The sequence below is a fragment of the Streptosporangium sp. NPDC020145 genome, assembly GCF_040631275.1.
In the GTDB taxonomy this organism is placed as follows: Bacteria; Actinomycetota; Actinomycetes; order Streptosporangiales; family Streptosporangiaceae; genus Streptosporangium.
Window position 1 is genome coordinate 247835 of sequence record NZ_JBEXZT010000008.1, and the last position, 26554, is coordinate 274388.

Annotated in this window: 23 protein-coding genes; 12 read left to right on the forward strand and 11 right to left on the reverse strand. The window is 70.6% G+C overall.

Annotation, left to right across the window (positions count from 1 at the left end; translation table 11 throughout):
* Nucleotides 1-48 precede the first annotated feature (48 nt).
* From ABZ463_RS17910 to ABZ463_RS17920, 3 genes are read left to right on the forward strand one after another with little or no spacing between them, the layout of a single operon-like run.
* On the forward strand, nt 49-576 hold the full coding sequence (locus ABZ463_RS17910) for a toxin-antitoxin system HicB family antitoxin (protein WP_362777131.1): 528 nt from the start codon (nt 49-51) through the stop codon (nt 574-576).
* Nucleotides 577-599: 23 nt separating this feature from the next.
* Entirely contained in the window at nt 600-1442 is an 843-nt protein-coding gene (locus tag ABZ463_RS17915; protein ID WP_352009680.1) for a DUF4097 family beta strand repeat-containing protein, read from the forward strand.
* Nucleotides 1443-1470: 28 nt separating this feature from the next.
* The gene (locus ABZ463_RS17920; protein WP_352009681.1) at nt 1471-2361 is read left to right on the forward strand and encodes an ABC transporter ATP-binding protein; all 891 of its coding nucleotides are present in this window, start codon (nt 1471-1473) and stop codon (nt 2359-2361) included.
* A gap of 29 nt (nt 2362-2390) precedes the next feature.
* Here the strand turns inward: ABZ463_RS17920 and ABZ463_RS17925 are convergent, their stop codons facing one another.
* The 5 genes from ABZ463_RS17925 to ABZ463_RS17945 all read right to left on the reverse strand — a co-directional run bounded on the left by ABZ463_RS17925 (nt 2391) and on the right by ABZ463_RS17945 (nt 7660).
* A complete protein-coding gene (locus tag ABZ463_RS17925) occupies nt 2391-3179 on the reverse strand; it encodes a polysaccharide deacetylase family protein (protein WP_352009682.1) in 789 nt (262 codons plus the stop codon).
* A gap of 67 nt (nt 3180-3246) precedes the next feature.
* Complete coding sequence (locus ABZ463_RS17930) at nt 3247-4539, reverse strand: homoserine dehydrogenase (RefSeq protein WP_352009683.1); 1293 nt, start codon at nt 4537-4539, stop codon at nt 3247-3249.
* Between the two features lie 34 nt (nt 4540-4573).
* Complete coding sequence (gene lysA / locus ABZ463_RS17935; protein ID WP_362777136.1) at nt 4574-5956, reverse strand: diaminopimelate decarboxylase; 1383 nt, start codon at nt 5954-5956, stop codon at nt 4574-4576.
* Between the two features lie 140 nt (nt 5957-6096).
* Nucleotides 6097-6957, reverse strand: coding sequence for a neutral zinc metallopeptidase (locus ABZ463_RS17940; RefSeq protein ID WP_362777138.1), 861 nt, complete (start codon nt 6955-6957; stop codon nt 6097-6099).
* Between the two features lie 37 nt (nt 6958-6994).
* Nucleotides 6995-7660 carry a DALR anticodon-binding domain-containing protein gene (locus tag ABZ463_RS17945; protein ID WP_362777141.1) on the reverse strand — a complete coding sequence of 222 codons (666 nt, stop codon included), beginning with the start codon at nt 7658-7660 and terminating at the stop codon, nt 6995-6997.
* 323 nt (nt 7661-7983) lie between these two features.
* Here ABZ463_RS17945 and ABZ463_RS17950 point away from each other — a divergent pair, with 323 nt between their 5' ends.
* On the forward strand, nt 7984-8337 hold the full coding sequence (locus tag ABZ463_RS17950) for a DUF4288 domain-containing protein (protein WP_362777144.1): 354 nt from the start codon (nt 7984-7986) through the stop codon (nt 8335-8337).
* Nucleotides 8338-8449: 112 nt separating this feature from the next.
* Here ABZ463_RS17950 and ABZ463_RS17955 read toward each other — a convergent pair whose 3' ends face one another.
* A complete protein-coding gene (locus ABZ463_RS17955) occupies nt 8450-9604 on the reverse strand; it encodes a Cmx/CmrA family chloramphenicol efflux MFS transporter (RefSeq protein ID WP_362777147.1) in 1155 nt (384 codons plus the stop codon).
* A 414-nt stretch (nt 9605-10018) separates the two neighbouring features.
* Complete coding sequence (locus tag ABZ463_RS17960; RefSeq protein WP_362777150.1) at nt 10019-11986, reverse strand: glycosyltransferase; 1968 nt, start codon at nt 11984-11986, stop codon at nt 10019-10021.
* Between the two features lie 70 nt (nt 11987-12056).
* On the opposite strand from ABZ463_RS17960, the gene ABZ463_RS17965 reads away from it, so the two are divergent.
* Together ABZ463_RS17965 and treS are read left to right on the forward strand one after the other, a co-directional pair.
* Nucleotides 12057-13715, forward strand: a complete 1659-nt coding sequence (locus ABZ463_RS17965) for an asparagine synthetase B family protein (protein ID WP_362777152.1) — start codon at nt 12057-12059, stop codon at nt 13713-13715.
* 560 nt (nt 13716-14275) lie between these two features.
* The gene (gene treS / locus ABZ463_RS17970; RefSeq protein ID WP_352009691.1) at nt 14276-15961 is read left to right on the forward strand and encodes a maltose alpha-D-glucosyltransferase; all 1686 of its coding nucleotides are present in this window, start codon (nt 14276-14278) and stop codon (nt 15959-15961) included.
* Nucleotides 15962-16015: 54 nt separating this feature from the next.
* Here treS and ABZ463_RS17975 read toward each other — a convergent pair whose 3' ends face one another.
* From ABZ463_RS17975 to ABZ463_RS17985, 3 genes are read right to left on the reverse strand one after another with little or no spacing between them, the layout of a single operon-like run.
* The gene (locus ABZ463_RS17975; RefSeq protein WP_362777154.1) at nt 16016-18295 is read right to left on the reverse strand and encodes an FtsX-like permease family protein; all 2280 of its coding nucleotides are present in this window, start codon (nt 18293-18295) and stop codon (nt 16016-16018) included.
* Nucleotides 18296-18336: 41 nt separating this feature from the next.
* Nucleotides 18337-19083 carry an ABC transporter ATP-binding protein gene (locus tag ABZ463_RS17980; protein ID WP_352009693.1) on the reverse strand — a complete coding sequence of 249 codons (747 nt, stop codon included), beginning with the start codon at nt 19081-19083 and terminating at the stop codon, nt 18337-18339.
* Complete coding sequence (locus ABZ463_RS17985; RefSeq protein ID WP_352009694.1) at nt 19080-19586, reverse strand: PadR family transcriptional regulator; 507 nt, start codon at nt 19584-19586, stop codon at nt 19080-19082. The genes ABZ463_RS17980 and ABZ463_RS17985 overlap by 4 nt, the downstream gene beginning before the upstream one ends.
* A gap of 131 nt (nt 19587-19717) precedes the next feature.
* On the opposite strand from ABZ463_RS17985, the gene ABZ463_RS17990 reads away from it, so the two are divergent.
* The 6 genes from ABZ463_RS17990 to ABZ463_RS18015 all read left to right on the forward strand — a co-directional run bounded on the left by ABZ463_RS17990 (nt 19718) and on the right by ABZ463_RS18015 (nt 26072).
* Nucleotides 19718-20974 (forward strand): ABC transporter substrate-binding protein, encoded by a 1257-nt coding sequence (locus ABZ463_RS17990; RefSeq protein ID WP_352009695.1) that lies wholly within the window; start codon nt 19718-19720, stop codon nt 20972-20974.
* A gap of 228 nt (nt 20975-21202) precedes the next feature.
* Nucleotides 21203-22537 (forward strand): ABC transporter substrate-binding protein, encoded by a 1335-nt coding sequence (locus ABZ463_RS17995; RefSeq protein WP_352009696.1) that lies wholly within the window; start codon nt 21203-21205, stop codon nt 22535-22537.
* 11 nt (nt 22538-22548) lie between these two features.
* A complete protein-coding gene (locus ABZ463_RS18000) occupies nt 22549-24066 on the forward strand; it encodes a sugar ABC transporter permease (RefSeq protein ID WP_362777159.1) in 1518 nt (505 codons plus the stop codon).
* Complete coding sequence (locus ABZ463_RS18005; protein WP_352009698.1) at nt 24063-24938, forward strand: carbohydrate ABC transporter permease; 876 nt, start codon at nt 24063-24065, stop codon at nt 24936-24938. The genes ABZ463_RS18000 and ABZ463_RS18005 overlap by 4 nt, the downstream gene beginning before the upstream one ends.
* Before the next feature lie 81 nt (nt 24939-25019).
* Complete coding sequence (locus ABZ463_RS18010; protein ID WP_352009699.1) at nt 25020-25697, forward strand: uracil-DNA glycosylase; 678 nt, start codon at nt 25020-25022, stop codon at nt 25695-25697.
* 36 nt (nt 25698-25733) lie between these two features.
* On the forward strand, nt 25734-26072 hold the full coding sequence (locus ABZ463_RS18015) for a hypothetical protein (protein ID WP_352009700.1): 339 nt from the start codon (nt 25734-25736) through the stop codon (nt 26070-26072).
* Between the two features lie 2 nt (nt 26073-26074).
* Here ABZ463_RS18015 and ABZ463_RS18020 read toward each other — a convergent pair whose 3' ends face one another.
* The gene (locus tag ABZ463_RS18020) at nt 26075-26476 is read right to left on the reverse strand and encodes a VOC family protein (RefSeq protein ID WP_352009701.1); all 402 of its coding nucleotides are present in this window, start codon (nt 26474-26476) and stop codon (nt 26075-26077) included.
* Nucleotides 26477-26554 lie beyond the last annotated feature (78 nt).

Genomic DNA, 26554 nt, shown 5'->3' on the forward strand with positions numbered 1-26554 from the left:
CACCACCGCGGACTTGCCATGGCGCCATCGTGGCGTCATAGTGGCGTCATGGACCTGACGCCCTACGTCGATCACCTGCGCCGCGAGCTCACGGTCGTCGCGGAGACAGGCGGCGAGGAGGTGCGCGCCGCCGCCAGGCAGCTCACCTCCGCCCTTGAGTCGACCACCAGGCTCGTCCTGCTTGAGGCGCTGTCCACCGCCGCCGACGAGATCAGCCGCGACCTCGCCCCCGGCTCCGTCGAGGTACGGCTGCGCAGACGCGACCCCGACTTCGTGGTGACGCCTCCTCCGGCGGCCAGGCCGTTCGAGGAGGGCTTCGAGGCCGGGGCGCCCACCGCCCAGGGCCCCGCCCCCACCTCGCCCGAGGCGGAGGACGGCGGCACGACACGCCTGTCCCTGCGGGTCCCCGAGCACCTCAAGCCGCGCATCGAGGAGGCGGCGGGCAAGGAGGGGCTTTCGGTCAACGCCTGGCTGGTCCGCGCCGTCTCCGCCGCCCTGGAGGCCGGGGCCCGCCCCTCGCCGCCTCCCCGGGTCTCCCAGCGGGGCGAACGGCGCTACACCGGCTGGGTGCGGTAGCCGACCGTCAGGAAGAGAGCGCCATGCCCACCTTCGACACCCCGGAACCGATCTTCGTCGTCATCGACATCGGGGCGGGCCACATCCGGCTCAACGCCGCCGAACGCGCGGACACGGTCGTCGACGTGCAGCCCGCCGACGAGCACGGCGGCGCCGACATCAGGGCCGCCGAGCAGACCCGGGTCGAGTACGACCAGGGCAGGCTCCTGGTCAAGGCCCCCAAGACCAGGATCGGCTCGCTGCTCGGGTGGGACGGCTCGGTCAGGGTCGTCATCGACCTGCCCGAGGGCTCCCGCGTCGACGTCAGCGCCATGGCCGACCTCCACTGCGAGGGGCGGCTCGGCGAGTCCACGCTGCGCACGGTCTCCGGCGACATCTGGCTCGGCCAGACCGGCGAACTGCGGCTGAACACCGCCGACGGCGACATCACGGTGATCCGCTCCGTCGGGCGCACCGAGGTCACCACCTCCAACGGTGAGATCAGGATCGGCGAGATCGACGGCCCCGCGATGGTCAGGACCGCCAACGGCGGCATCACCATCGGCGAGGTCACCGGCGACCTGCGGCTGAACACGGCCTACGGCGACATCACCGTGGGCCGCGCGCTGGCCGGCGTCGACGCCAGGACGGTCTCCGGAGACATCCGCATCGGTGAGGCCGTACGCGGGTCGGTGGTCCTGGAGACCTCCTACGGCAAGCTGAAGGTCGGCATCCGGGAGGGAACCGCCGCCTGGCTCGACCTGAGCACGCCCTACGGCAGCGTGCGCAACACCCTGGAGGCCGTGGACGGCCCCTCCCCCTCTGACGAGACCGTCGAGGTGCGTGCCCGCACCCACTACGGCGACGTCGTGATCCACCGTTCCTGAAGTCCTGAAAGGCGAAACGAGGGACAGAATGCACAATTTCGCGATCTCGGCGTCCGGGCTGCGCGTGTCGTTCGGCGACAGGACCGTCCTGGACGGCGTCGACCTTGAGGTCCCCTCGGGGACGGTCTTCGCGCTGCTCGGCGCCGAGGGCTCGGGCAAGACCACGGTGATCCGCATCCTGTCCGGGGTGACCGGGGCCGACGAAGGCCTGGTGCGGATCACCGGGGAGCACGTGGGCCGCCGCTCCCCCCTGGACGACTCGCTCACCGGTGAGGACAACCTGCTCGCGGTCGCACGGCGGCGCGGGCTCGACCACGCCGAGGCCGCGCGGTGCGCCGCCGACCTGCTCGGCCGCCTCGGTCTCACAGAGGCCTCAGGAATACCGGTCGCCGCCTACTCCGGCGGCATGCGGCACCGGCTCGGCATCGCGACGGCCCTGGTCGGCTCCCCCGAGGTGGTCCTCCTCGACGAGCCGACCGGCGGGCTCGACCCGAGTGGCCGCCGTGCCGTACGGCGGGTCCTGCGCGATCTCGCCGCGGAGGGCGTCACGGTCTTCCTGACGACGCGGCACCCACGGGACGCGGGCGAGCTGGCCGACCGGGTCGCGGTCCTGTCCCAGGGCAGGATCGTCGCCGAGGGGACCCCGCGGGAGCTGGGGCGCCTGGCCTCCTGCGGCCACGCCCACCTGCGTTTCGCCGACGCCGAGGAGCTCGAATGGGCCGTGCGCGTCCTGGGCGGCGTGCCCGGCGACGACGAGGCGTTCACCCTGCGGGTCCCGAACGACGGCAGCGTCGGCTCCCTGCGTGCCCTTCTCGACAGGATCGACCACCAGTTGCTCGCCGTGGACGGGCTCTCGGTCCACGCCCCCGACCCCGACGACGTCTTCCTCACGCTCACCGCCCGCCCCGTGACGGGCTGACAGGCCCACCGTGACGGTCCACAGTACGGTCAGCCGCGGGCGCCGACCGCGTCCCGCAGCGTCATGACGACCGTGCCACGGCGTTCGCGGGCCGCCAGCCACGCCAGGAAGCCGTCCAGAACCTTCGGCGGCACCGAGTAGAGGCCGCAGTCGTCGCAGACCCGGTGGAACACCAGCGGAAGGACGCCGCCACCGGCCCGTTCCGCGTTGAGGACCAGCTGTCTCAGCTGCCGCAGCGAGGTGTCCTCACGGACGGAGCCCGGGGTGCGGATGCCGTACCGGTCCCGGGGGCGCCGGGGTTCGGTCTCCGGGCAGCCGGAGCAGCTCCACTGCCGCAGGCCGCCGACCGTGCGGGCGGCGTCGTAGCCGCATCCCCGCGCGACCTTCTTGGCCTGGGCGTCGACCGCGCCGAAGGGGTAGGCGAGGGTGACGGGACGCAGCCCCCAGGCGAGCAGCCTCCTGCGGTCGTCACAGATCTGCCCGCGCTGCTCGGCACGGGTCAGCTCGTCCAGCCGGACGTGGGTCAGGGTGTGGCCGCCGACCTCGTGCCCCGCCCGGGCCAGCGCGACGACCTGCTTGCGGGTCAGCTTGCCCGCGCGTCCGGCGGTCGCGGAGTTGACGTAGAACGTTCCCCGCATCCCTCTGCGCTCCAGCAGACGCGCCGCAGCCACGTGGGTGGCGTCCCCGTCGTCGAAGGTCAGCGAGACGACGGTCCTGACCTTCCCGGCGGTCTCGGCGGTCTCGGCTCTGGCGGGAAGTGCCCCGGCCAGTACGGCCAGCGCGACCGCCGGCGCGCCCAGCCGGTATGCGATCCTCACGACGGCCCGCCCTCCCCTACGACGCAGGCGCCCTCCCCGTCGCCGGGAAGGGCGCTCTTCGGCCTCGTCAGGAGGCGTCCTCACCCTCGACGCGCATGACGCTCACCACGTCACGGACGATGTCCATCTCCCGCAGGCCCTCGATGGTCGCCGAGAGGGCCGCGTCGCTGGCCCGGTGGGTGACCAGGACGAGCTGTGCGTCGTCGCCGTGCCCCTCCTGCCGGACGGTCTGGATGGAGACGTCCTGCTTGGCGAACATGTCGGCGACCCGGGCGAGGACACCCGGCTTGTCGGCGACGTCCAGGGAGACGTGGTAACGCGTGACGGTCTCGCCCATCGCGTGCGCGCCCAGGTCGGCGTAGGTGGACTCCTCCGGGCCCCTGGTCCCGGCCAGGCGGTTACGCCCGACGGCCACGAGGTCGCCGAGCACCGCGCTCGCGGTGGGGGCCCCACCGGCGCCCGCGCCGTAGAACATCAGCTGCCCCGCCGAACGCGCCTCGACGAAGACCGCGTTGTAGGCCTCGCGCACCCCGGCCAGCGGGTGCGTCCTGGGGATCATGGCCGGGTGCACCCGGACGCCGAAGGAACGCCCGTCGTCGGAACGGGAGCAGATCGCCAGCAACTTGATGACGTAGCCCATGGCCTTGGCGCTGGCCACGTCGGCCGCGGTGATCTCGGTGATGCCCTCGCGGTGCACGTCGGCGGCCGTCACCCGGCTGTGGAAGGCGATCCCGGCCAGGATGGCGGCCTTGGCCGCGGCGTCGAAGCCCTCCACGTCGGCCGTGGGGTCGGCCTCGGCGTAACCGAGCGCCTGGGCCTCCTCAAGCGCGTCGGAGAAGGAGGCGCCCGAGGAGTCCATCTTGTCGAGGATGTAGTTCGTCGTGCCGTTGACGATGCCCAGCACCCGGTGCACGTGGTCACCGGCGAGCGACTCGCGCAGCGGCCTGAGCAGCGGGATCGCACCCGCGACGGCCGCCTCGTAGTACAGGTCGGCGTTGTTGGCCTTGGCCGCGGCGTGGATGGTCGCGCCGTCCTCGGCCAGCAGGGCCTTGTTCGCCGAGACGACCGACTTGCCGCTGTTCATCGCGGCCAGGATGAGCGATCTGGCCGGTTCGATGCCGCCGATCACCTCGACCACGATGTCCACGTCGTCCCGGGTGACCAGGGCCTCGGCGTCGGTGGTGAACAGCGCGGGGTCCACGTCGGTGTCCCGCCTGCGGCCCATGCGCCGTACGGCGACGCCCGCCACCTCAAGCGGTGCCCCGATACGTGCGGCCAGGTCGTCGGCCTGCTCGTGCATCAGCCGGATCACCTGGGAACCGACGACGCCGCATCCGAGGAGGGCAACTTTCAGAGCCATACGGCCGCACTCCTCTTCTCGTTTCCGGATCGTTTCACGCTTGTCCCCTCAGGAGGTCGTCCTCGGTCTCGCGGCGGACGATCACGCGGGACTCCCCGTCCCTGACCGCGGCGACGGCGGGCTTGGGGAGGTAGTTGTAGTTGTTGGCGAGCGAGCGGCAGTAGGCGCCGGTGCCCGCGACGGCGATCAGGTCTCCGGTGGCCAGGTCTCCCGGCAGCCACAGGTCACGCACGACCATGTCACCGCTCTCGCAGTGCTTGCCGACCAGGCGGGAGAGCATCGGCTCGGCCGTGCTCTCGCGCGAGGCGAGCCGCGCGGTGTACTCCGCCCCGTAGAGCGCGGTGCGGATGTTGTCGCTCATGCCGCCGTCGACGCTGACGTAGGTCCGCAGCCCCTCGACGTCCTTGATCGTGCCGACCTCGTAGAGGGTCACGCCCGCCCGGCCCGCGATGGCGCGCCCCGGCTCGACGGTCAGCTTGGGGACGGGCAGCCCAGCGGTCTGGGCGACCTTGGTCACGATCTCCCGCAGGCCGTCGGCGATCTCCTTGACGTCGGGGGCGACGTCGCCCTCGACGTAGGGGATGCCGTAGCCGCCGCCGAGGTCGAGCTCGGGCAGGACGACGCCGTGCTCCTCCTTGATCTGCACCAGGAGTGTGGCCAGGCGGCGCGCGGCCACCTCGAACCCGGCGGTGTCGGTGATCTGGGACCCGATGTGGGAGTGCAGGCCGACCAGTTCGAGCTGGGGCAGGGCGAGGATGCGCCTGGCCGCCTCGGCCGCGGCTCCGCTGCTCAGCGAGAAGCCGAACTTCTGGTCGTCGTGCGCGGTGGCGATGAACTCGTGGGTGTGCGCCTCGACGCCGACGGTCACCCTGATCATGACCTGGGGGCGCCTGCCGTGCTTGTCGGCGAGGAAGCCGAGGCGGGCGATCTCCTCGAAGGAGTCGGCCACGATGTGCCCGACGCCGACCTCGACGGCCTTCTCCAGTTCGGCCGGGGACTTGTTGTTGCCGTGCATCGTGATCCGCTCGGGCGGGAAGCCGACGCTCAGCGCGACGGCCAGCTCACCGGCGCTGCACACGTCGAGGCCGAGGCCCTCCTGCATGATCCAGCGGGCGACCTCGCGGCACAGGAACGCCTTGCCCGCGTAGTGGACCTCGCCTCCGGCGAACGCCTCCCGGTAGTCGCGGCAGCGGGAGCGGAAGTCCTCCTCGTCCACCACGTAGAGCGGGCTGCCGTGCCGTGCCACCAGATCCCTGACGTCCGCGCCGCCGATCGTCACCGAACCGTCGACGCGGCCGGCCGTTCGCGGCCAGATCGTGGGGTCGAGCGTGTTCAGGTCGGCGGGTACGTGGGGAGGGCGGTCCTCGGGCAGCACTTCGGCGTGCCGGTCACCGGCGGGATGGGCGAATCGACTCACCCTATCGAGGCTATCGGACCCGGTGATCCCCATGGGACGCGTGCCCACGTATCGAGACGTGATCATCCTAAAAACCGCGTATTTTTCACGGTTTCTAGGGGTATAGGAGGATATTTTTGTGCTCGTGGACGGTTCCGCCGTCAGGACACCTGTCTGGCGGGGGCGACCCAGGTGTCACAGGAGGCCACCGTTCCCTGGCGTTCTCCCCGCTTTATCCAGGCGGCGTTGTGCGCCCAGGAGCCGTGCGTGCGCAGGATCGCCGCCGTCTCCTCGGCCTTCCCGGGCTCCACCTTCGTCCCGATGGCCGCCGTGTACGCCTTCCGCATGAATTCCAGCTCCTCCGGCAGCGCGGTGCGCAGCGTCACCGCGGCCAGGCAACTGGCCTGCAGTTCGGAGCGACGCACGATGTCATCATCGCGAGGCCGCGTCATCCACCTGTCGGTGATCGCGCCGATGAACTGCGCGTGATGGGCGTACTCGTGCGCGAGCGTGAACCAGGAGGTCGAATCCCCGTCCGTGATCATCACGTTGATCACGTTCTTCCCCGGGCAGTAGATCCCGCCCCACTCGAAGGCGAGCGACGCGCAGGCCGCCTCCTCCTGGGTGTGGACCAGACGCACCTCGGGTTTGACGTAGTCGACCCCCACCTTCGCCAGCGTGTCCGCCCACATGCGGTCGAGGCAGAGCGCCAGGGCCCGCAGCGCCGGTTCGGGCTCGGTGCCGAGCATCAGGGAGTCCCTCAGCGGCCCCGGCAGGTCGCACGAGGCGTCCATTGGACCGAGTCCCCGGTAGGACTTGTGGGAGACCCGCAACCACGCGGGCTTGGTCGGCGTGGGCGTTGGGGACGCCGTGGACGCCATGGGTACGGCCGCCGCCCGTACGGGCTCGGCCGGTTTCTCCAGGTTGTTGATGATGTAGACGGCACCGGCGACGATCACCAGGACGATGAGGACCACCGGCACCCACCCGACGATGCCCCGGCGCCGTAATCCGGTTCCCACCCGTCCCCCTTATGGTCTTCCTGAACTACCGGATTTATCACAATCTGTCGGGAACTGTCTCGCCGACTGCGGCCAACGCCTCGGTCAGCACCTCTCGTACGGCCTGCGCCAGCCGTACCCGGGCCGTGTGCAGCGCCGTGGGCTCCTCATCCCCGGCGGGCAACGCCGGGGCGTGCTCGAAGGCGTCGTGGTAGGCCAGGGCGAGCTGCTCGGCGTAGGCGGCCCAGCCGGGGTCACGGCTGCCGCGCCTGCCGTACAGCTCGGCGAGCAACCTGAGCACCGCCCTGTCCTGCCGCCCGTCCAGCAGCTCGGGCAGGAACGGACCCCCGACCCCCAGCTCGTCCGCCCAACGCTGTACGGCCGCCGCCCTGACGCAGGCGTATCTGACCGTGAACCCCGGGTTCCGCCACGTCCTGGGGAAGTCGGGCCACGGCGACCCCGTTCCCGGGGAGGGAGCCACCGCCCCGGCGGCCCCGATCTCGGTCAGCAGTTCCCCGGGGGCCGTGACCACGATCTCCAGGAAGCCGCCGGGCCGTACCCGGACCTCGGCGACCCCCGGCAGGGCCCGCACCCGCGCCGCCAGCGCCTCGGGCTCCTCCCGCCCTCGAAGCGCAGCCGCCGAGACGTACAGCGCCTCCTTCTCCCACGTCCCACGCGGGACCGGCGGCGTACCGAGGACCTCGTCCAGCTGACCCGGCGTCATGCACGGCAGCCTAGTAAGGCCGTGACTCGCGGGGGCCGCGCGGTGGCGTGTGGACTCCCGTACCGACGTCCGTCTCCCGGCCTGAGGCCGTGACGCGAAGGCACCGGGGAACGCGACCACCGCGGATTCGGTGACGGCCATGCGTGACCGGCGCCGCCTGTGACAGCGACCCGCATCACCAGGGGATCTCCTCTTTTTCGATGAGATGCCGTACACCGCGTCGCGTCCACGGCCCGCGAAACCAGGTTGAAAAAGCTCATCGTCGTCCGCACCCTGGAGCAGGACGCCCCGCGAGACACACAGGAAATGCGACAGGAGTCCAGATGAGCCGGCTTCCTTATATGGCGATCCTGGTTTTCGAGGTCATCGTGAAGGACGGCCGCACTCCTTCTGAGTACACCGAGGACTTCGTCGTCCTGTACGAGGAGTCGGACGAGAAGGCCCACGCGGCCGCCGAGGCGATGGGCCGCGAGGAGGAGACGTCGTACAGGAACCAGTACGGAGAGACCGTGGAATGGAAATTCCTCGGAACCGCGGACGTTCGGGCCGCCCTGTATGACGATCTGTCCTCGGAGACAAGTCTTTACACAAGAGGCTTCAGCGATATCTCACGTTACAGAGATCTCTTCTCCGTTTCTTTGCCGGACGACGGAAAAGAGGACCGGCGTCCTGGTTGAAATTCGCACGGTGACTGAAACGCAGAGCGCCGCCCGCTCCCATGCCCCCGGGCACGGGCGGCGCCCCGAGCTGATCAACCGTCACGCCCGGCAGCCTAAGGCCCCGAACGGCTCACGGCCGGACGACCACCCGGCGGAACGGCAGGACCAGCAGGAGCGCGGTCGCGACCAGGGCGCCGCTGACCCAGACGGGGCCCGTTCCTGCGGAGCCGGTTGCCAGGGTGGCCGCGGCGAGGGCCGGACCGGCGACGGCTCCGACGTTGAGGGCGGCCGTGGCGTAGGACCCCGCCATGGTGGGTGCCCCCGGAGCCTCGTGGAGCACACGTGCGATCAGCGTGCTCCCAAGGCCGAAGGAGAGCGCCCCCTGGACGAGGGCCAGGACCAGCAGGGCGGCCGGATGGACGGCGGTGAGTCCGAGGACGACCCAGCCGCAGAGCAGCGACGGCCCGGCGACCGCGACGACCAGGCCGGGCCTCCGGTCGGACAGCCTCCCGGCGACGGTGACTCCGATGAAGGAACCAAGGCCGAACAGCACCAGCACGACGGGGACCCACAGCGGGTCGAGCCCGGCGACACCGGTGACGATCGGGGCCAGGAAGGTGAAGGTGCCGAAGGTCGCGGCGTTGACCAGCGCGCCCAGCGACAGGACCAGCACCAGCCTGGGGCGCCGCAGCTCGGCGAGCTCTCGGCGCAGGTCGGGAACCGGTCCGTCGGGCCGCGCCGTACCCGGGGGGACGCCGAGCACCACACCGAGCGCCGAGGGCACGCACAGCGCCGCGACCACCCAGAAGGTGGCGCGCCAGCCGAGCAGCGTCCCCAGCAGGGCGCCTCCCGGGACCCCGGCAACGGTCGCGATCGTGACGCCGCCCAGCAGGACGGCCAGGGCCCGGCCCCTCCGGTCGGCGGGCACCATCCCGGTGGCCGTGGTGAGCGCGACCGCCAGGAAGCCCGCGTTGGCGAGCGCCGCGAGGAACCGGGTGACGAACAGGACCGTGAAATCGCCGGTGAGGGCACCGGCGACGTGCGTGACCAGGAACAGGCCGAGGAGGCCCAGCAGGCCGGCCCGCCGTGGCCGGCGGCGTGCGAGTCCCGCCGTGAGCGGGGCGCCCACCACCATCCCGGCGGCGAAGGCCGGGGTGAGCAGCCCCGCCGTCGCGACCGGGACACCGAGGTCGGCGGCGATGTCCGGCAGCAGACCGGCGAGCATGAATTCGGACGTGCCCATGGCGAAGATCGCCATGGAGAGCAGGTAGACGGGCAGAGGCATCGAGAGACCCCGGGGTGATGAGAGATCGGATGGGACGTCTCGTCACCGCGGTCAGCGGCCCGGCCGCTCCTGTCGCCACCGCCGTACGGCGGGACAGGGTCTTGAGTGGTTCAGGGGGCTGACGGGTGACCGAAAGCCCCCGTCCTGGATGCCTCAGGGCTCGACATGAAAGGCACGATACCCGAGCACACCGGTTCCATCCCCGCGAGAACCCGTCGGGCGCTCAACGACGTGTCGCCACCGAAGCCCCGTCGCCGTCAACGTGTACGGCGGTCACGGGGCGTGTCGAGCACCATGGACGGGTCGCCGAAGTCTGCAACGATCTTGAGCTGTACGTCACCCCAAGCGCGCCCGACGACTCAGAGTATTCGAACAGCCACGATCCCCTCTCGGGACGACGCCAGGCCGTACGGTTCAGGCCAGGGCGTGGGGCTCCGGGGGGCCGTAGTCGACGAGCTGGGCGGAGCCGAGGAGCCAGCGGTCACGGTCACGCATGCGGATGTAGCCGAAGCGGTCGGCGGAGAAGACCTTCACCCCGTCCGTACGGCACTGCCGCATCAGCACCTCGTCCCACCCCTCGGAGACGTCGGCGAACCCGATCCCGCGCAGTACGGCCCGGCGGGCCAGCAGGGTGGCTCCCGCGACCTCGGGCAGGTAGGAGTACTCGGCGGACGGCTGGCGCAACACCGTCGCGGCGACGTCACGCAGGTGGGCGTAGTAGGCGGCCTTGCCGACGATGTCGGCGGTGGTGAACAGGAAGGCGCGGGCCAGGTCGGTCAGGTAGTGCTCGCCGTACACGTCCTGGGCGTCCATGACCGCGACCAGGTCGCCCTGGCACAGGTCGAGGGCCCGGTTCAGCATGGTGCCCGTGGTCAGCTCGGGGTCGCCGGGACGGACCACGACCTCGACCCCGGTGGGCATGGCGTCGCGGGCCCGCTTCAGGGCGTCCTCGGCGTCGGAGAGCAGGACGAGCTGGATGACGCCCTTCTGCGGCACGACCTGGGCGAGGGTGTGGTCGAGGTCGCCCCTGTCGATCATGATCACCGAGATGTTCAGGGTGGCGCGCGCGCTGGGCAGGCCGACCACGCCGAGCAGGTCGTCCACCTTCTGGCTCATCGTGCCCGAGGCGTAGGCCTGGCGCAGCGCCGCGTGCGCCCTGCGGGCCTCGGCGCCGGTGTCGGGTGTGGCGCCGAGCGGGAGGGGCTCGGCGGGCTGCGCGGGCGCCGCCAAGGGCGAGGCGGCGATCGGCGTGCCGCAGGCGGCCAGCTCGGCCATCCGCCACGGGTCGGTGCCCGGCGGGCAGTCGACGGCCTTCGGCCAGCGGTAGGAGGTGAGCACGTCGGGATAGGACAGGTGTGCCGGGAGCAGCTCCTCCAGGGTCAGCACCCGGTCGAAGCGGTCTCCGGCCAGCGGCAGCGGGTTGTGCACGCGGGGCTGCACGGCGAAGGGCAGCAGCCCGAGTGAGGGGGTGCGACGGCCCGGTTCCGGCTCGCAGGAGGCCAGGGCCGCCCCCCATTCGCCCACGCTCCTGGGCAGCGCGGTGACGATGTGCTCGAACAGCGAGGCGGCGGCGGAGAAGGCGGCCACCTCGCCTCCGGTGTGCCAGAAGACGGTGCGGATGCCCCGTTCGGCGCACCAGGCCAGCAGCGCGCGCAGCCCCTCACCGGCCCCCGCGAGCTCCTCGGCCCAGGGGCCGGTGGTGACCGACTCGACCAGCAGCAGGTGCGGCACCTCTGCGGCCAGCACCCTGGCGAAGTCGCGCGGGGTGAAGCCGGTGCTCTGGCGCCACTCGTAGCGCAGCAGCGCCTCGGCGTGCGGCTCGGCCACGACGGCGACGGTCAGGTGCGGTCGGGTGTTCGGGCCCGTCGGCACGCGGAAGGGCTTGAGCTTGACCGAGGCGCCGCCGACCGTCCTGGTCGAGGTGGTCGCCTGGAAGGAGGCGCCGGGGACCGGCTTGCCGGTGGCCCGCTGCGGGATCGGCTGCCGTTTGGGCGCCGCGGGGCGCTTGGCGGGTTTCGCGGCTCCGCGCAGCCCGCGGGCCAGCCGTACCGGGTTGCTCTTGCCGGTCCTGATCGCGTCGCCGAGCCTGGACCAGCGGGCCACCTGCACCGAGGACAGCTTCCACTTGGCCACCTCGGCCTGGTAGCGCTGCTCGGCAAGGTCCTTGCGGAGCTTCTCCTCGGCCGCCTGGACCTTCTGGAGCCGTTCCTCGGCCTCCTCCAGCCGCTCCTGGAGACCTCGCAGCTCGGCCGTCGCGTCCTGTGCCTCGGCCAGCCTGGCCTCCGCCGCGGCGAGCAGCCTGGCCAGCTCAGCGGCCCGCTCTCCTTGGGCCATGGCCTCCCGCAACGCCAGCCGGGTGCTTTCCAATTGCTCGTCCGCCACGCCGTCCTCCGTTTTCTGAGCCGGGCAAAGGATACCCTTTGCTCAATCGCGACACAGAGGAGTCAGCACGGTGCAGTGGCCGACGTTCAATGTGAGGCCGTACGTCTGCGGCGGCATCGGTCACCTCGACGAGGCCGCCCTTGAGACGCTGCGGAGCGCGGGACCGCGGGTCAGGCCCGCTCTGCGGACGCCGGAGGCCGCGCTGTTCAGCTCGGCGCCGCTGCCGCCGTACCGGCGGGACGAGCGGACGTGGGCCTTCGCCTGGGGCGAGCGCAGACCGGTCGGGGCGGGGTCGTGGATCTCCGTGGCCGAGGAGTTCGAGACGCCCGGGCTGATGGACGACGGCGAGCGGATCGTCCTGCACGCGGGCGGGCTCGGGCTGGTCGACGTCTACTACGTCATGCGCGGGGACGCGGTCTACTTCTCCTCGCTGCTCGAACCGCTGCTGTCGCTGGCGCGCACGCCGTACGAGGTGAACTGGGACGCCTGGGCCTCGATCATCAAGCTGACCTTCCCGCTGCGGGACGACACCCCCTACGCCGAGGTCAGGCGGCTGGCCGGGGCCGGCGCGCTGGTCTTCGAGCGGGCCACGGGGCGGATCTCGACCCGCCGGGAGCTGCCCAGGTGGCTGCGGGAGGAGCCGCTGGACGCCGGGCACACGGCCGGGGAGATCCTGGAGATCCTGCACGACGTCTACAAGGAGTTCGACGGGCGGCCCCTGCTGGTGCCGGTCAGCGGCGGCTACGACTCGCGGCTGCTGTGCTCGGTGGCGGTGACCAGGGGCGCCGACGTCGAGTCGTGGACGACCAGCCCGGACGACGGCACCGACACCGACATCCCCTTCGCCCAGGCGATCACCCGTGAGCTGGGCGTACCGCACCGGGTGATCGAGCAGGACCCCGCCGCCTACCCCGGTGACGCGCTGGCGGTCGCGCGGCGCCTTGAGTTCCTCACCCCGCACCACGCCTGGTACTCCCCCTTCGCCAGGGAGGTGCACCGGGCGGGGCGCACCCTGGTCGACGGGCTCGCCGGAGGCCCGCTGCTGAAGAACTTCATGGTCAGCGGGGCCGCCCTGGAGGCCTCCTCGCAGGCCGAGCGCAAGGCCGCGCTGCTCGGTTCGCTGGCGCTGGGCACCCCGTCGGTGCCGTTCCTGGCCGAGGAGGCCGCGGACTGGATCGCCTCCTCGGTCGGGGCCGCGTTCACCCAGGCGACCTCGATGCTGAACGGCCACCGGGCGGAGCTGCCGCTGTCGGTCCTGCACACCAGGACGGCGCGGGGCATCGCCCGCTCCCCGGTCAACCTGGTCGGCCCCGAGGTCTCCTTCGTGGCGCCGTTCATGCACCCGGCCTTCTTCGACGCCGCGCTCTCGGTCGGCGTGGCCCGCAAGGCCCGGGGCGCCTTCTACCGGGAGCTGCTGCACGCGGCCAACCCCCGGGTCGCCGCCCTGCCCTCGACCAACGTGGTCAAGCAGCCGCTGCGCCGGGTGCCGCTGCGTTCGGCCGCCGCCCCCGCCAGGGAGTACGGCCACCGCATGCTGGGCCGGGTCGCGGAGCTGGTGCCCACCCTGCTGTCGGAGCAGCTGCACGCCGTGGTCGCCGAGGGGCCGGACGCCCTGGCCCGGTTCAACGGGTGGAACGACCGGTTCTGGGTGCGGAGCCTGGTGCTGTTCGGAGCGTGGCTGGGCGACTACGAGAACCGGCTGACCGAACTCACCCCACCCTGGTCTTGATCCTCTTTATGTAGATTTTACGGCTTCTTGTGTTTTTAAGGTAAAAATTCATGCCTTTTGATGGCATATCCAGGCGAGGGGATCGTCCGACCTTTACATGACTCTCGGTGAGCGTCCGAATCCACCGCCGGAGCGGGACGCGGGAGGGGACGGAAGCCGGTTTTCACCCTCGAAAACCCGGCGTGCAAGGGCATGCGGCGCCCCCGGCGAGGCCGTACCGAGCGCGGGTCGTCCACCGAGGTCAGGGCCCTGATCATCGCGTTCTTCACACCGAAGGACACTGGGTGAGCGGACGATTACGCGCCGACGACGCTAAGTTGACGGGATTCCGTGTCCCCTCGGGGAGAGGTACCTCTTTGGGAGGGCTTCGCAGCACTCACACGGCTGGTAGTCTTCGGCCCAGAAAGCGCCACAACGGATGGCACCGAACCACGAATTCGGTCCGCCGGGGGCATGGAGCACGTGGGGATGACGGCTCCTCCCAGCGCAGTCATCAAACATCATGAGCCGGACACTCCGGTGACTTCGTCCTGCCCTTTCTCACTGTGAGCGAGAACACGATGAATGCATCCCCCTGCCCGGATTCCGTGCCCGAGGATTTCGTCTCGGCCGATCCGCAGTGGTACAAGCGAGCGGTCTTCTACGAGGTGCTCGTCCGTGGGTTCAAGGACTCCAACGGCGACGGCACCGGGGACCTGCGTGGCTTGATCGAGAAACTGGACTACCTCCAGTGGCTCGGCGTGGACTGTTTGTGGCTGCTGCCTCTCTACGAGTCGCCGCTGCGCGACGGGGGCTATGACATCTCCGACTACATGAAGATCCTTCCGGACTTCGGGGACCTCGGAGACTTCATCCAGCTCATCGAGGAGGCGCACCGGCGCGGGCTGCGCATCATCACCGACCTGGTGATGAACCACACCAGTGACAAGCACCCCTGGTTCCAGGCCTCGCGCCACGACCCGGAGGGGCCCTACGGGGACTTCTACGTCTGGGCCGACGAGCCGACCGGCTACCCCGACGCGCCGATCATCTTCATCGGCGCCGAGGAGTCCAACTGGACCTACGACCCGGTCCGCAAGCAGTACTACTGGCACCGGTTCTTCCACCACCAGCCCGACCTGAACTACGACAACCCCGCGGTTCAGGAGGCCATGCTGGAGGTGCTGCGCTTCTGGCTCGACCTGGGCATCGACGGCTTCCGGCTGGACGCGGTGCCGTACCTGTTCGAGCGTGAGGGCACCACCTGTTCCGGGCTGCCGGAAACCCACGCCTACCTGAAGAAGGTCCGCGCCGAGGTCGACCGGCTCTTCCCCGACCGGGTGCTGCTGGCCGAGGCCAACGGCTGGCCGGAGGACGTCGTCGAGTACTTCGGCGACCCCTCGGTCGGCGGTGACGAGTGCCACATGGCCTTCCACTTCCCGCTCATGCCGCGCATCTTCATGGCCGTACGGCGCGGCAGCCGCGAGCCGATCTCCGAGATCATGTCCAGGACCCCGAAGCTCCCCGACACCGCGCAGTGGGGCATCTTCCTGCGCAACCACGACGAGCTCACCCTGGAGACGGTCACCGAGGAGGAGCGCGACTACATGCACGCCGAGTACGCCAAGGACCCGCGGATGCGGGCCTACCTCGGCATCCGGCGCCGCCTGGCCCCGCTCCTGGAGAACCACAGGGACCAGATCGAGCTGTTCACCGCGCTGCTGCTGTCGCTGCCCGGCTCCCCCGTCATGTACTACGGCGACGAGATCGGCATGGGCGACAACATCTGGCTTGAGGACCGTGACGCGGTCCGCACCCCGATGCAGTGGAGCCCCGACCGCAACGCGGGGTTCTCGACCGCCGACCCGGGACGGCTCTACCTGCCCGCCGTCATGGATCCGATCTACGGCTACCAGGCGGTCAACGTCGAGGCGCAGCAGAACAACCCCGCCTCCCTGCTGCACTTCACCAAGCGGATGCTGGAGATCCGCCGTAACCACCCGGTCTTCGGCACCGGCGTCTACAACGAGCTGTGGTCCAGCAACCCCGCGGTGCTGTCCTACGTTCGCGAGGACGGCGACGACGTCATGCTGTGCGTCAACAACCTGTCGAAGTACCCCCAGCCGGTCGAGCTTGATCTGCGTCGTTTCGAGGGCATGACGCCGGTCGAGGCCAGGGGCGGCGTGCCGTTCCCCGTCGTCGGGGAGCTCCCCTACCTGCTGACCCTGCCGGGCCACGGGTTCTACTGGTTCTCCCTGCAGGGGTGACCCCGCGTACCGACGCCCGCCGTCCGGTGATCCCGGGCGGCGGGCGTCGGCGTGTCAGCGGGCCGTGACGGGCACCCGGGCGCGGGCCGCTCTTCTCGCGGGGATCAGCGCGACGAGCAGCGCCGCCCCGATCGCGGCCAGCACCGCCAGGACCAGGGTGAGCGCGGAGGGCGTACGGCCGATGCCCGCCCCGACGCCGCTGCTGTGCCCCTGAAGGTCGATCAGGCCGCCGACGACCGAGACCCCGGCGGCGGTTCCCGTGACGACGCCCAGCACGACGAGCAGGCCGGTTCCGGTGACCAGGGTCGCGGCGACCTGCCTCGGGGTCAGGCCCATCGCCTTGAGGACCGCCAGGTCGAACGCGTGGTCGCGCAGGCCCAGGGCGCTGGCGGTCAGCAGGTTGGCCAGGCCGAGCAGCGCGAGCACGGCGATCAGCGCCACGATCACCCCGCGGATGACCGAGAGCCGCTCGGCGGGGTTGACCACCCGCCGCGCCTCCAGCGCCTCGCCCGAGGCCGCGAGCAGCCGTGCCCTGACCGTCGCCGGGTCGGCCCCTTCCCTCAGCACCAGGCTGTGGAACTGCGGTGGCACGGCGTCCTTCGCCGCCAGGCTGTCCAGCCCCAGGGAGAGCACCTCGCCGTCCTGCTCGGGCTCGATCACCCGGCCGACGATGTGCACGATCAGCGGTGTGCCGCCGACGGTCATCCTGACGCGGTCGCCGATGCGCACCCCCATCAGGTCGAGCAGCCCCTGCCCGGCCACGGCCTCGCCCCTTGCGGTGAACATCCGCCCCTCGACCACGGAGAAGGGGTACGGCTGCGCCGAGGTGCCGACGGCACGCACGAGCACGCTTCTGGTCTGCTCGGGTTCGAGGGCGGCGACCTCGCTGCCCGGATAGACGGCCGCGACGTCCGGGTCGGCCCTGGCCAGCCTGGCCACGTCCTCGGCCGGCAGCCGGTCCGAGCGGACGGTGAGGGCCGCGGCCTGGCCGACCCGCTCCGGGTGGCTCAGGAAGTCGTCCAGGGTGGCCCAGCAGCCGAGCCCGACCACGATCATCATCATCGGGACCGCGAGGCCGAAGATGCTCAGGAACGCGGGCGCCCGCCTGCTGAAGGCGTCCCGGGTGCCGAGCACCAGGGCGGGCGGCAGCCGTACGAGGAGGGCGAGTCTGGCCATGCGCGACAGGTGGCCCCGCAGCGGCGCGGCCGGGGCGGCGGGGATGGGCGCGGTACGGCCGCCGCGCCAGGCGGGCAGGGCCACCGCGACGAGGACGACCACGGCGGTGCCCGCGGTGATGGCCAGCAGCGGCATCGGGGAGAGCGGCAGGATCGGCACGCCCCGCAGCGCGAAGGAGGAGGCGAGCTGCCCGCAGACGAGCCCGGCGGCGATGCCGATCATGCCGAGGGCGCCGTGCTCGGCCATGAGCAGGCCGAAGATCTGGCCCCTGGTGTAGCCGAGGGACTTGAGGGTGGCCAGGTCGCGGATCTGGCCGAGCACTCGGCCGCCGGCGGCGTTGGCGATGGCCAGGGCGGCGGCGACCATGCCGACGCCGCCGAACAGCGCCAGCAGCAGGCCGAGCAGCCGGTTGTCCAGCTCCATCGAGGCGCGCACCTCGCGCCAGGTGGACATGCGCTGGATCTGCCCGCCCAGCAAGGTGACCGCGCCGTGCACGACCGGCAGGGTGTCCTCGCCGTCGGCGAGCCTGAGCCCGGTGACCATCTCGCTGCGGCCGGGCGCGGGCTCGATCTTGACGAGGGTCGTGCCGAGGGTCCAGGCGAGGCCGGGCGTCGTCTCCGGGTAGAAGCCCTGGTCGGCCGTGTCCGCCAGGCCGACCACGTTCAGCGGGTGCAGCGCGCCGTTGAGGGCCGTCACGGTGAACGAGGAGCCGACCCGCAGGCCGAGCGCCTCGGCGAAGGACCGTTCGACGACCACCCCGTCGTCGTCCCCCTGGCGCAGCCACCGTCCGGCGCGGACCAGCGGCACGGCCACGTCCGGCGGCCTGGCCTCCATCCCGCGCAGCGTGACCGGCGTCCGCCTGCCGTTCATGGTGAGCATCACCGGCGCCGCCCGGTACGGCCCGGCGACCCTGACCACCCCCTGGAGGCGTGCCAGCGCCGCCACCTGGGGGGCGTCCCTGGTGTGGATCCACACGTGGGCGCCCTTGGACTCGGTGAACAGGCCCCGCCAGGGGTTGGTCCCGTCCTCAAGGAGGGTCGCCGCGGTGATCAGGGCGGTGACGATCCCGGCGACGGCGAGCACGGTCAGCAGCGCCTGCCCCCGTCGTGCCCTCAGGTCGGCCCTGACCCATCTGGCCGAGGCCCGCAGGGTGCTCACGTGGCCGCTCCGCTCGGGGGTGTGTTCGGGAACAACGCGGGCTATCCCCGCAGCTCGACGACGTCGCCCGCCGTGCCCCTCGGGCGGCGGCGGGCGGTTCCCAGGGCTCCGTCGTCGACGATCTCGCCGTCGAGCAGGGTGATCACCCGGTCGGCCAGGCTGGCGACCCGGGCGTCGTGGGTGACCAGGACGATGGTCTGCCCGTCGCGGTGGACCTGGCCGAGCAGGCGCAGGACGTCACGGGTGTTGCGGCTGTCGAGGTTGCCGGTCGGCTCGTCGGCCAGCAGCAGGCTCGGCTTGTTGGCCAGCGCGCGGGCCAGCGCGACCCGCTGCTGCTCACCGCCGGCGAGCTGGGCGGGTGAGGCGTCGGCGCGGCCGGTCAGCCCGAGCTCGCCGAGCAGGTGCTCCCTGCGCTCCCTGGCGTCGCGGGCCGAGGCCCCGGCCAGCAGCGCGGGCAGCTCGACGTTGTCGGCCACGGTCATGTTGGCGACCAGGTTGAAGAACTGGAAGACGAAGCCGATCTTCCGGCGTCTGAGCAGCGCCCACGCGCTCTCGCTCATGGTGTCCGCCCGCTTGCCGTCCAGCCAGATCTCCCCGCTGGTGCGGGGGTCGAGGCCGCCGAGCATGTGCACCAGGGTCGACTTGCCCGAGCCGGAGGGGCCGGTGATCGCGACGAACTGTCCCGGCTCGACCACCAGGTCGACCCCGCGCACCGCGGGCACCGGCACGGCGCCGTTCTGGTAGATCTTGACCAGATTGACCGTACGGACGACCGGGGGGTGACTCACGAAAGGTCCTCCTGACATCGTTCGAGCCAGTCGAGGTCGGCCTGCAGATGCAGCATGGCCCCCTCGATCAGCAGGAGTGCGACGTAGTCCTCCCGGTCTGTCCGGTCGGCGAGTTCGTTGAGGTCGCGCATGAGCCCGAGATAGTGGCGGCGCTGGCGGTTGATCAGCGCCATCCGGTCGGCGATGCCGGTCATGGGGGCCAGGACGAGCTTCATGAAGAACTCGTCGCGGACCCTGGGGCCCTCGGTCGGCTCCTCCACCCACGCGTCCAGGGCGTCCCGGCCCGCGGCGGTCAGATAGTACACCTTCTTGTTCGGCCGGTTCGACTGCTCGACGTCCACGGCGCGGATCAGGCCGTCCTTCTCAAGGCGGCCGAGCGTGACGTAGATCTGCCCGATGTTCGGTGACGGGTAGGCCCGGCCGAAGATCTGCTCAAGCGCCTGTTTCAGCTCGTATCCGTGGGCAGGTTCCTTCGCGAGGAGCGCCAGCAGTGACTGTCTCACCCCCCACCTCCTCGACATGCTCGTTACCTGAGCGTTACGGGACTATCCGTTGACGTCCACATTAACGCTGTGCATAACATGCATGCATCTACCTAACATGTATGTAGCCGCCAGGAAACAGGGAGGCAATCGTGCGCCACCTCCTTCTCGTCACTCTCGTCGTCGTTCTGGTGACGGGGTGTTCGGGAGCGGTCGCGCGGGACGCCGACCGTTCCGGCGGCAGCGGTCCGTTCACCTTCGTGACGGGCCGTGACACCACCGGTTATCTGCGACCGCTGATCGACCGGTGGAACCAGACGCACCCGGCGGAGCAGGCGACGCTCCTTGAGCTTCCCGAGGCCGCCGACGAGCAACGCGCGCAGATGGTCGCCAACCTGCAGGCCAAGAGCGACCGCTACGACGTGCTCGGCCTGGACGTGGTCTGGACGGCGGAGTTCGCCGACGCCGGCTGGATCGTGCCGCTCGAACGCGGCATGTTCCCGCTGGACAGGTTCCTGCCGTCCGTCACGGACACCGCCGTCCACCGGGGCAAGCTCTGGGCCGTGCCGTACACCAGCAACGCCGGGCTGCTCTACTACCGCAAGGACCTGCTGGCCAAGGAGGGCTTCACTCCGCCCACGACCTGGGCGGAGCTGCGCAGGCAGGCCCGTGCGCTGCACGACAGGTACGGCATCGGCGGCTACGCCGGGCAGTTCCTCGCCTACGAGGGACTGACCGTCAACTTCGCCGAGGCCGTGCAGTCTGCGGGCGGGCAGATCCTCAACCGCGACGGCACCCAGGTCACGATGGACACCGCCAAGGCCACGACCGGGCTCGACTTCCTGGTCAACGGCCTTCGTGAGGGCTGGATCCCCCGCGAGTCCCTCTCCTACAAGGAGGAGGAGTCACGGCTGGCCTTCCAGGAGGGCCGCCTGGCCTTCTCCCGCAACTGGCCCCACGCCTACGGCCCGGCGACGACCTCGCCGATCGGCCGCAGGTTCGGGGTGACCCGGCTGCCCGGCCTCAACGGGCCCGGCTCCAGCTCGCTGGGCGGGATCAACCTCGCCATCAGCGCCTACTCCAAGCGGCAGAAGTCCGCCCTGGAGTTCATCCGCTACTTCACCGGGCTTGAGAACGAACGCCGGGTGCTCGCCGACGGGTCCTTCCCCCCCGTCTGGGCCGAGCTCTACGACGACCCCGCTCTGATCAAACGCTTCCCCTACCTGCCGGTGCTCAAGGACAGCCTGCTGTCCGCGCGGCCCAGGCCGACGAGCGCCAACTACAACCAGCTGAGCCTGGTGATCGCCAGTGCGGTCTCCAACGCGCTCACCCCGCCCTTCGACGAGGACAGCGGCGACGTCGTCACCTCGATGAAGGGTCAGCTCGACGAGATCATCCGGGCTCGATGACGGGGGTCACCCCTCCGTTCCGCGAGTCGTCATCCCTTCCCTTCCCCTTGTTTCTGTCTCTTTCCGTCTCTCTCCGTTCTCGGCGGACGCCCGTGGGCATCCCCACCGCGCGGCGTCCGCCGTACCTCACGCCTCACCTCACCACCCCAGGACCGGGGACAGGCGGTCCCCCCGCACCGATCGCCTGTCCCCCCATCTCCGTTCCGTCAGCACAGGAGGTTCGCCAGAATGCGTAAGACCATCGCCACGGTGACGTTGACGGGCCTGGCGCTCGCGCTCGCCGCGTGCGGCAGCCAGGACAACGCGTCCTCGACGCCCGCCCCGGGCGACAGCGCCCCGGCCTCCTCGGCCGCCGCGGGAGCCAAGACCCTGGACGGCGTGACCATTGAGGTCGCCGCCAAGTGGACGGGCCAGGAGCAGGAGAACTTCCAGCAGGTGCTCAAGGCGTTCGAGGCCAAGACCGGTGCCAAGGTCACCTACGCCTCGACCGGTGAGGACACCGGCGCCTACCTCGGCCCGCGCATCCAGGGCGGCAGCCCGCCGGACATCGCGATCCTGCCCCAGCCCGGCCTCGTCCAGCAGTACGCCAAGGAGAAGGCCCTCAAGCCGCTCACCGCCGAGGTCCAGAAGCAGATCGACGACAACTACACCCCGTACTGGAAGGAGCTCGGCTCCGCCGACGGCCAGGTCTACGGCGTGCTGGTCAAGGCCGCGCACAAGTCGCTCGTCTGGTACCGCGACCAGGCGTTCCAGGACGCGGGCGCCCAGCCCCCCGCCACCTGGGACGACCTCATCAAGACGGCCCAGACCGTCGCCGACTCCGGCACCGCCCCGTTCGCCCTCTGCGGCGCCTCCGGCTGGACGCTGACCGACCTGTTCGAGAACGTCTACCTCTCGACCGCCGGGCCGGACAACTACACCAAGCTCTCCAAGCACGAGATCCCGTGGACCGACGCGACCGTGACCACCGCGCTTGAGAAGATCGCGCAGATCGTCGGCAAGAAGGAGTTCCTGCTCGGCGGCCCCTCCGGCGCCCTGCAGACCGACTTCCCGACCTGCGCGACCCAGGTGTACGGCCAGGACAAGGCGGCGATGGTCATCGAGGCCGACTTCGTGGCCACCTCCGCCGAGCAGTCGGGCGCCAAGCTGGGCGAGGAGGCCAAGTACTTCCCCTTCCCCAAGGCCGGTGACACCGAGCCGGTCGTGCTCGGCGGCGACATCGCCGTGGCGCTGAAGGACTCCAAGGGGGGCATGGCCCTGCTCGAGTTCCTCGCCTCGAAGGAGGGCGGCGAGATCTGGGCCAAGCTGCCCGGCTACCTTTCGCCCAACCGCAACGTCTCGCCGGACAACTACCCGGCCGAGCTGACCAAGAAGCTCGCCCAGACGATCATCTCCGCCGGTGAGGCGGTCCGCTACGACATGTCCGACCTCGCGCCGAGCGCGTTCGGCGGCACCGAGGGCAAGGGCGAGTGGAAGCTCCTGCAGGACTTCGTCCGCGACCCCTCCGACGTCAAGGGGACCCAGACCAAGCTTGAGGACGAGGCCAAGAAGGCCTGGAAGTAGGGGGACCGGCCGTGACCAACCGGTTGGACGGCCCGCAGGGCCCGAGGGAGGGCGAGGGCGCCTCCCCCGGGCCCGGGCCCGGCCCCGCGACCCCGCAGGGCCAAGCGGACGATCCCCCGCCGTCCGCCACCGCGCCGGAGACGGCCGGGGCGACAGCGGAGGCCACGACGGCGGGAGCCGCGGCCCGGGGGTCTGCGGCTCCCGCTCCTCCCCCGAATCCCTCGAATCCCTCGGGCCGCCGGGGAAGGCTCGGTCCCTCCCCGACGCTGGCGCTGGTTTTCCTGCTGCCCGCCGCGGTCGTCCTCGGCGCGCTGGTGATCTACCCGATCGTCTACTCGATCTTCCGCAGCCTCTTCGACGCCACCGGGGACACCTTCGTCGGCGCCGGGAACTACGCCGCGATCTTCAGTGACTCCTCGACGCTGACCACGATCAGGAACAACCTGATCTGGGTCGTGTTCGCCCCCGCCATGGTCACCGCGATCGGCCTGATCTTCGCGGTGCTGACCGAGCGGATCCGCTGGGCCACCGCGTTCAAGCTGGTCGTCTTCATGCCGATGGCCGTCTCCCTGATGGCCTCCGGCGTCATCTTCAGGCTCGTCTACGAGCAGGACCCCGACCGGGGCGTGGCCAACGCCGTGATCGCCTCGGTCCAGGGGATCTTCGGCCCCTCCCACGGCTATCCCGACGCCAGGCCGAGGGAGAACGACGCGGCGCCGGTCGTCCCACGCGACGGCGCGGTCGTGACCAGGCAGACCGTCAAGCCGGGCCAGGCCGTACAGGTGCCGCTGGTGGGCGTCAAGCCCGCGACGCTCACCTCCGCCTCCGCGGCCAAGGCGGCGCAGCCGGTGCCCGGCGAGCTGACCGGCACCGTGTGGGTCGACTTCACCCAGGGCGGCGGCGGCACGCTCAACCAGGTCGACGGCACGGAGAAGGCGCTGGCCGGGGTGACGGTCGAGGCGGTGCGCGGCGACGCGGTCGCGGCGACGGCGACCACCGAGGCCGACGGGACCTTCCGCTTCGCCGGTCTGCCCCAGGGCGACTATCTCCTGCGGCTGCCGCCGTCGAACTTCCAGGAGCCCTTCAACGGCGTCTCCTGGCTCGGGCCGACCCTGATCACCCCGGCCATCATCGGGGCGTTCATCTGGGTGTGGGCCGGGTTCGCCATGGTGCTGATCGCGGCCGGGCTCGCGTCCATCCCGCGTGACGCGCTTGAGGCGGCCCGCATCGACGGGGCGACCGAGTGGCAGGTGTTCCGCAAGATCACCGTCCCGTTGCTCTCCCCCGTGCTGCTGGTCGTGTTCGTCACCATGATCATCAATACGCTCAAGGTCTTCGACCTGGTCTTCGTGATCGCCCCGGGCTCCGTGCAGCCGCAGGCGAACGTGATCGCGCTTGAGATGTGGCGGGTCTCCTTCGGCGGCGGAGGCAACCAGGGGCTGGGCAGCGCGCTGGCCATCTTCCTGCTGATCCTGGTCCTGCCGTTCATGATCATCAATATCCGCCGGTTCAGAAGGGACAACCAGTGACGACCCCCGCGCTGGGCGCGCCGAGTCGCGGCCCCCTCGGCAGGGCCGTCGACCGGATCGGCGGCGGCCTGCTCCAGGCCCTGATGGTGGTGATCGGCCTGTTCTGGCTGGTTCCCACACTCGGCCTGTTCGTGGTCTCGATCAGGAACGAGACCGCCAACAACTCCACCGGCTGGTGGACGGCCCTGACCAGGCCGGCCGAGCTGACCCTCAGGAACTACTCGGACCTGCTGGCGACCGGCTTCACCTCCTCGTTCTGGAACACCGTCCTCATCACCGTCCCGACGACCGTCCTGGTGATCGGCATCGCCGCCATGGCGGCCTACGCCTTCGCCTGGATGGAGTTCCGGGGCAGGGACACCCTGTTCCTGGTGGTGGTCGGCCTGCTGGTCGTACCGGTCCAGATCGCGCTGATCCCGATCGCGAAGCTGTACGGCACGCTCGGGATCTTCGGCTCCATCGCCGGGGTCGTGCTCTTCCACACGGCCTTCGGCCTGCCGTTCGCGATCTTCCTGCTGCGCAACTTCTTCGCGGGCATCCCGCGCTCGCTGCTAGAGGCGGCGCGGATGGACGGCGCGGGCGAGTGGAAGATCTTCTCGACCGTGGTGTTCCCGCTGGCCAAGCCCGCGGTGGCCTCGCTGGGGATCTTCCAGTTCCTCTGGGTGTGGAACGACCTGCTCGTCGCCCTGGTCTTCGCCGACACCGGCAACCAGCCGATGACCAAGGCCCTGCAGTCTCAGATGCGGCAGTTCGGCACCAATATCGACATCCTTGCCCCCGGCGCCTTTTTGTCGCTGATAATCCCGTTAATCCTGTTCTTCGCATTCCAGCGGTATTTCGTGCAGGGCATGATGGCGGGCTCCGTGAAATAACGACAGGGGCAGGTCAGGTACGGCTCGCGTGATTCGTCACGCGAGCCGTACCTGGTCGCAAAACTCGATAGGGTTTTCGGCATGGCCGCACGTCCTTTGAACGAAGTCGTGGAAGCCGGGTGGGCGCAGGCCCTGGAACCCGTCGCTGACAAGATCGCCGAGCTGGGTGACTTCCTCCGCCAGGAGGTCGCGGAAGGCAGGCAGTACCTTCCCGCGGGAGCCAACGTGCTCCGCGCCTTCCAGCAGCCCTTCGACCAGGTGAAGGTGCTGATCGTCGGGCAGGACCCCTACCCGACCCCGGGACACCCGATCGGCCTGAGCTTCTCGGTCGCCGCCGACGTGCGCCCGATCCCCGGCAGCCTCCGCAACATCTACAAGGAGCTGACCGAGGACCTCGGCCTGCCGATGCCGAGCAACGGCGACCTGACCCCCTGGACCGACCAGGGCGTCCTGCTGCTCAACAGGGTCCTCACCGTCATGCCCGGCAAGCCCGCCTCGCACCGCGGCAAGGGCTGGGAGGAGGTCACCGAGCAGGCCATCAAGGCCCTCGTCGCCCGCGACCAGCCCCTGGTCTCGATCCTGTGGGGCCGCGACGCCCGCTCGCTGCGCCCGATGCTCGGCTCGACCCCGGCCATCGAGTCGGCCCACCCGAGCCCGCTGTCGGCCCGCAGCGGCTTCTTCGGCTCCCGCCCCTTCAGCCGTGCCAACGACCTGCTGCAGCAGCAGGGCGCGGCACCGGTCGAATGGAAGCTGCCGTAGTCTGATCGTCCCTTGTCGGGGCACTAGGATTCCACCATGAGTGATGAATCGGGCACCGAACGCTATCTGCGTCTGACGATCGAGCTGACCGTTGAGGTGCAGGACCTCGCCGGGCTCCAGGAAGCCGCGCTGAAGGAGATCAACCACCCCGACGCCGACCTGGACGACGACGAGCGCAGGGAACAGGCGGAGATGGTCTCCGCCGACGAGACGGGGGCCACGGCCCTGCAGTGGCTCATCGAGCCGGACCACGTTCTGGGCCTGATCGAGCACGTGGAGCAGGTCGAGCCCCGCGAGGCCGTGCTGGGGGTCGAACCCTCAGACGGCCCCTCGGACGAGGAAGACGACCACGACCACCACGGCCACGACCACTGAGATCAGTCGTCGGCCTCGAAGCCGTCCCCGAAGGCCCAGAGCTGGCCCTCCAGATCGAAGGCCATGTAGATCCTGGTGCCCTCGGGGGTGGTCTCGGGCTCGACCACGATCTCGGCGCCCCGCGCCACGGCCTGCTCGTAGTGGGCCTCAAGATCCTCGACAACGACGAACACGCCCTGGCTGACCGCGGGCAGGTCGAGGGCGCTGCGCAGGTAGGGCTCGCCGGGCCGTACCGAGGCGAGCACGATCACCGCGTCCCCCAGAGTGAGCCGGGCGTACCCCACTCCCCCGTGAGAGCCGGGCACCGTGACCGACGGCCGGAAGCCGAAGACCTTGCCCAGCCATTCGATGGCGCCCGGGGCGTCCTGGTAACGAAGGAACGGAACCACACTGGGGTTCGACATGCGGCCCTCCACCGAGACGATGCGATGTCTTAAGCCCAGAGCTTGTCACCGTTGGCCGATCACGTCAGCATGTCCGCC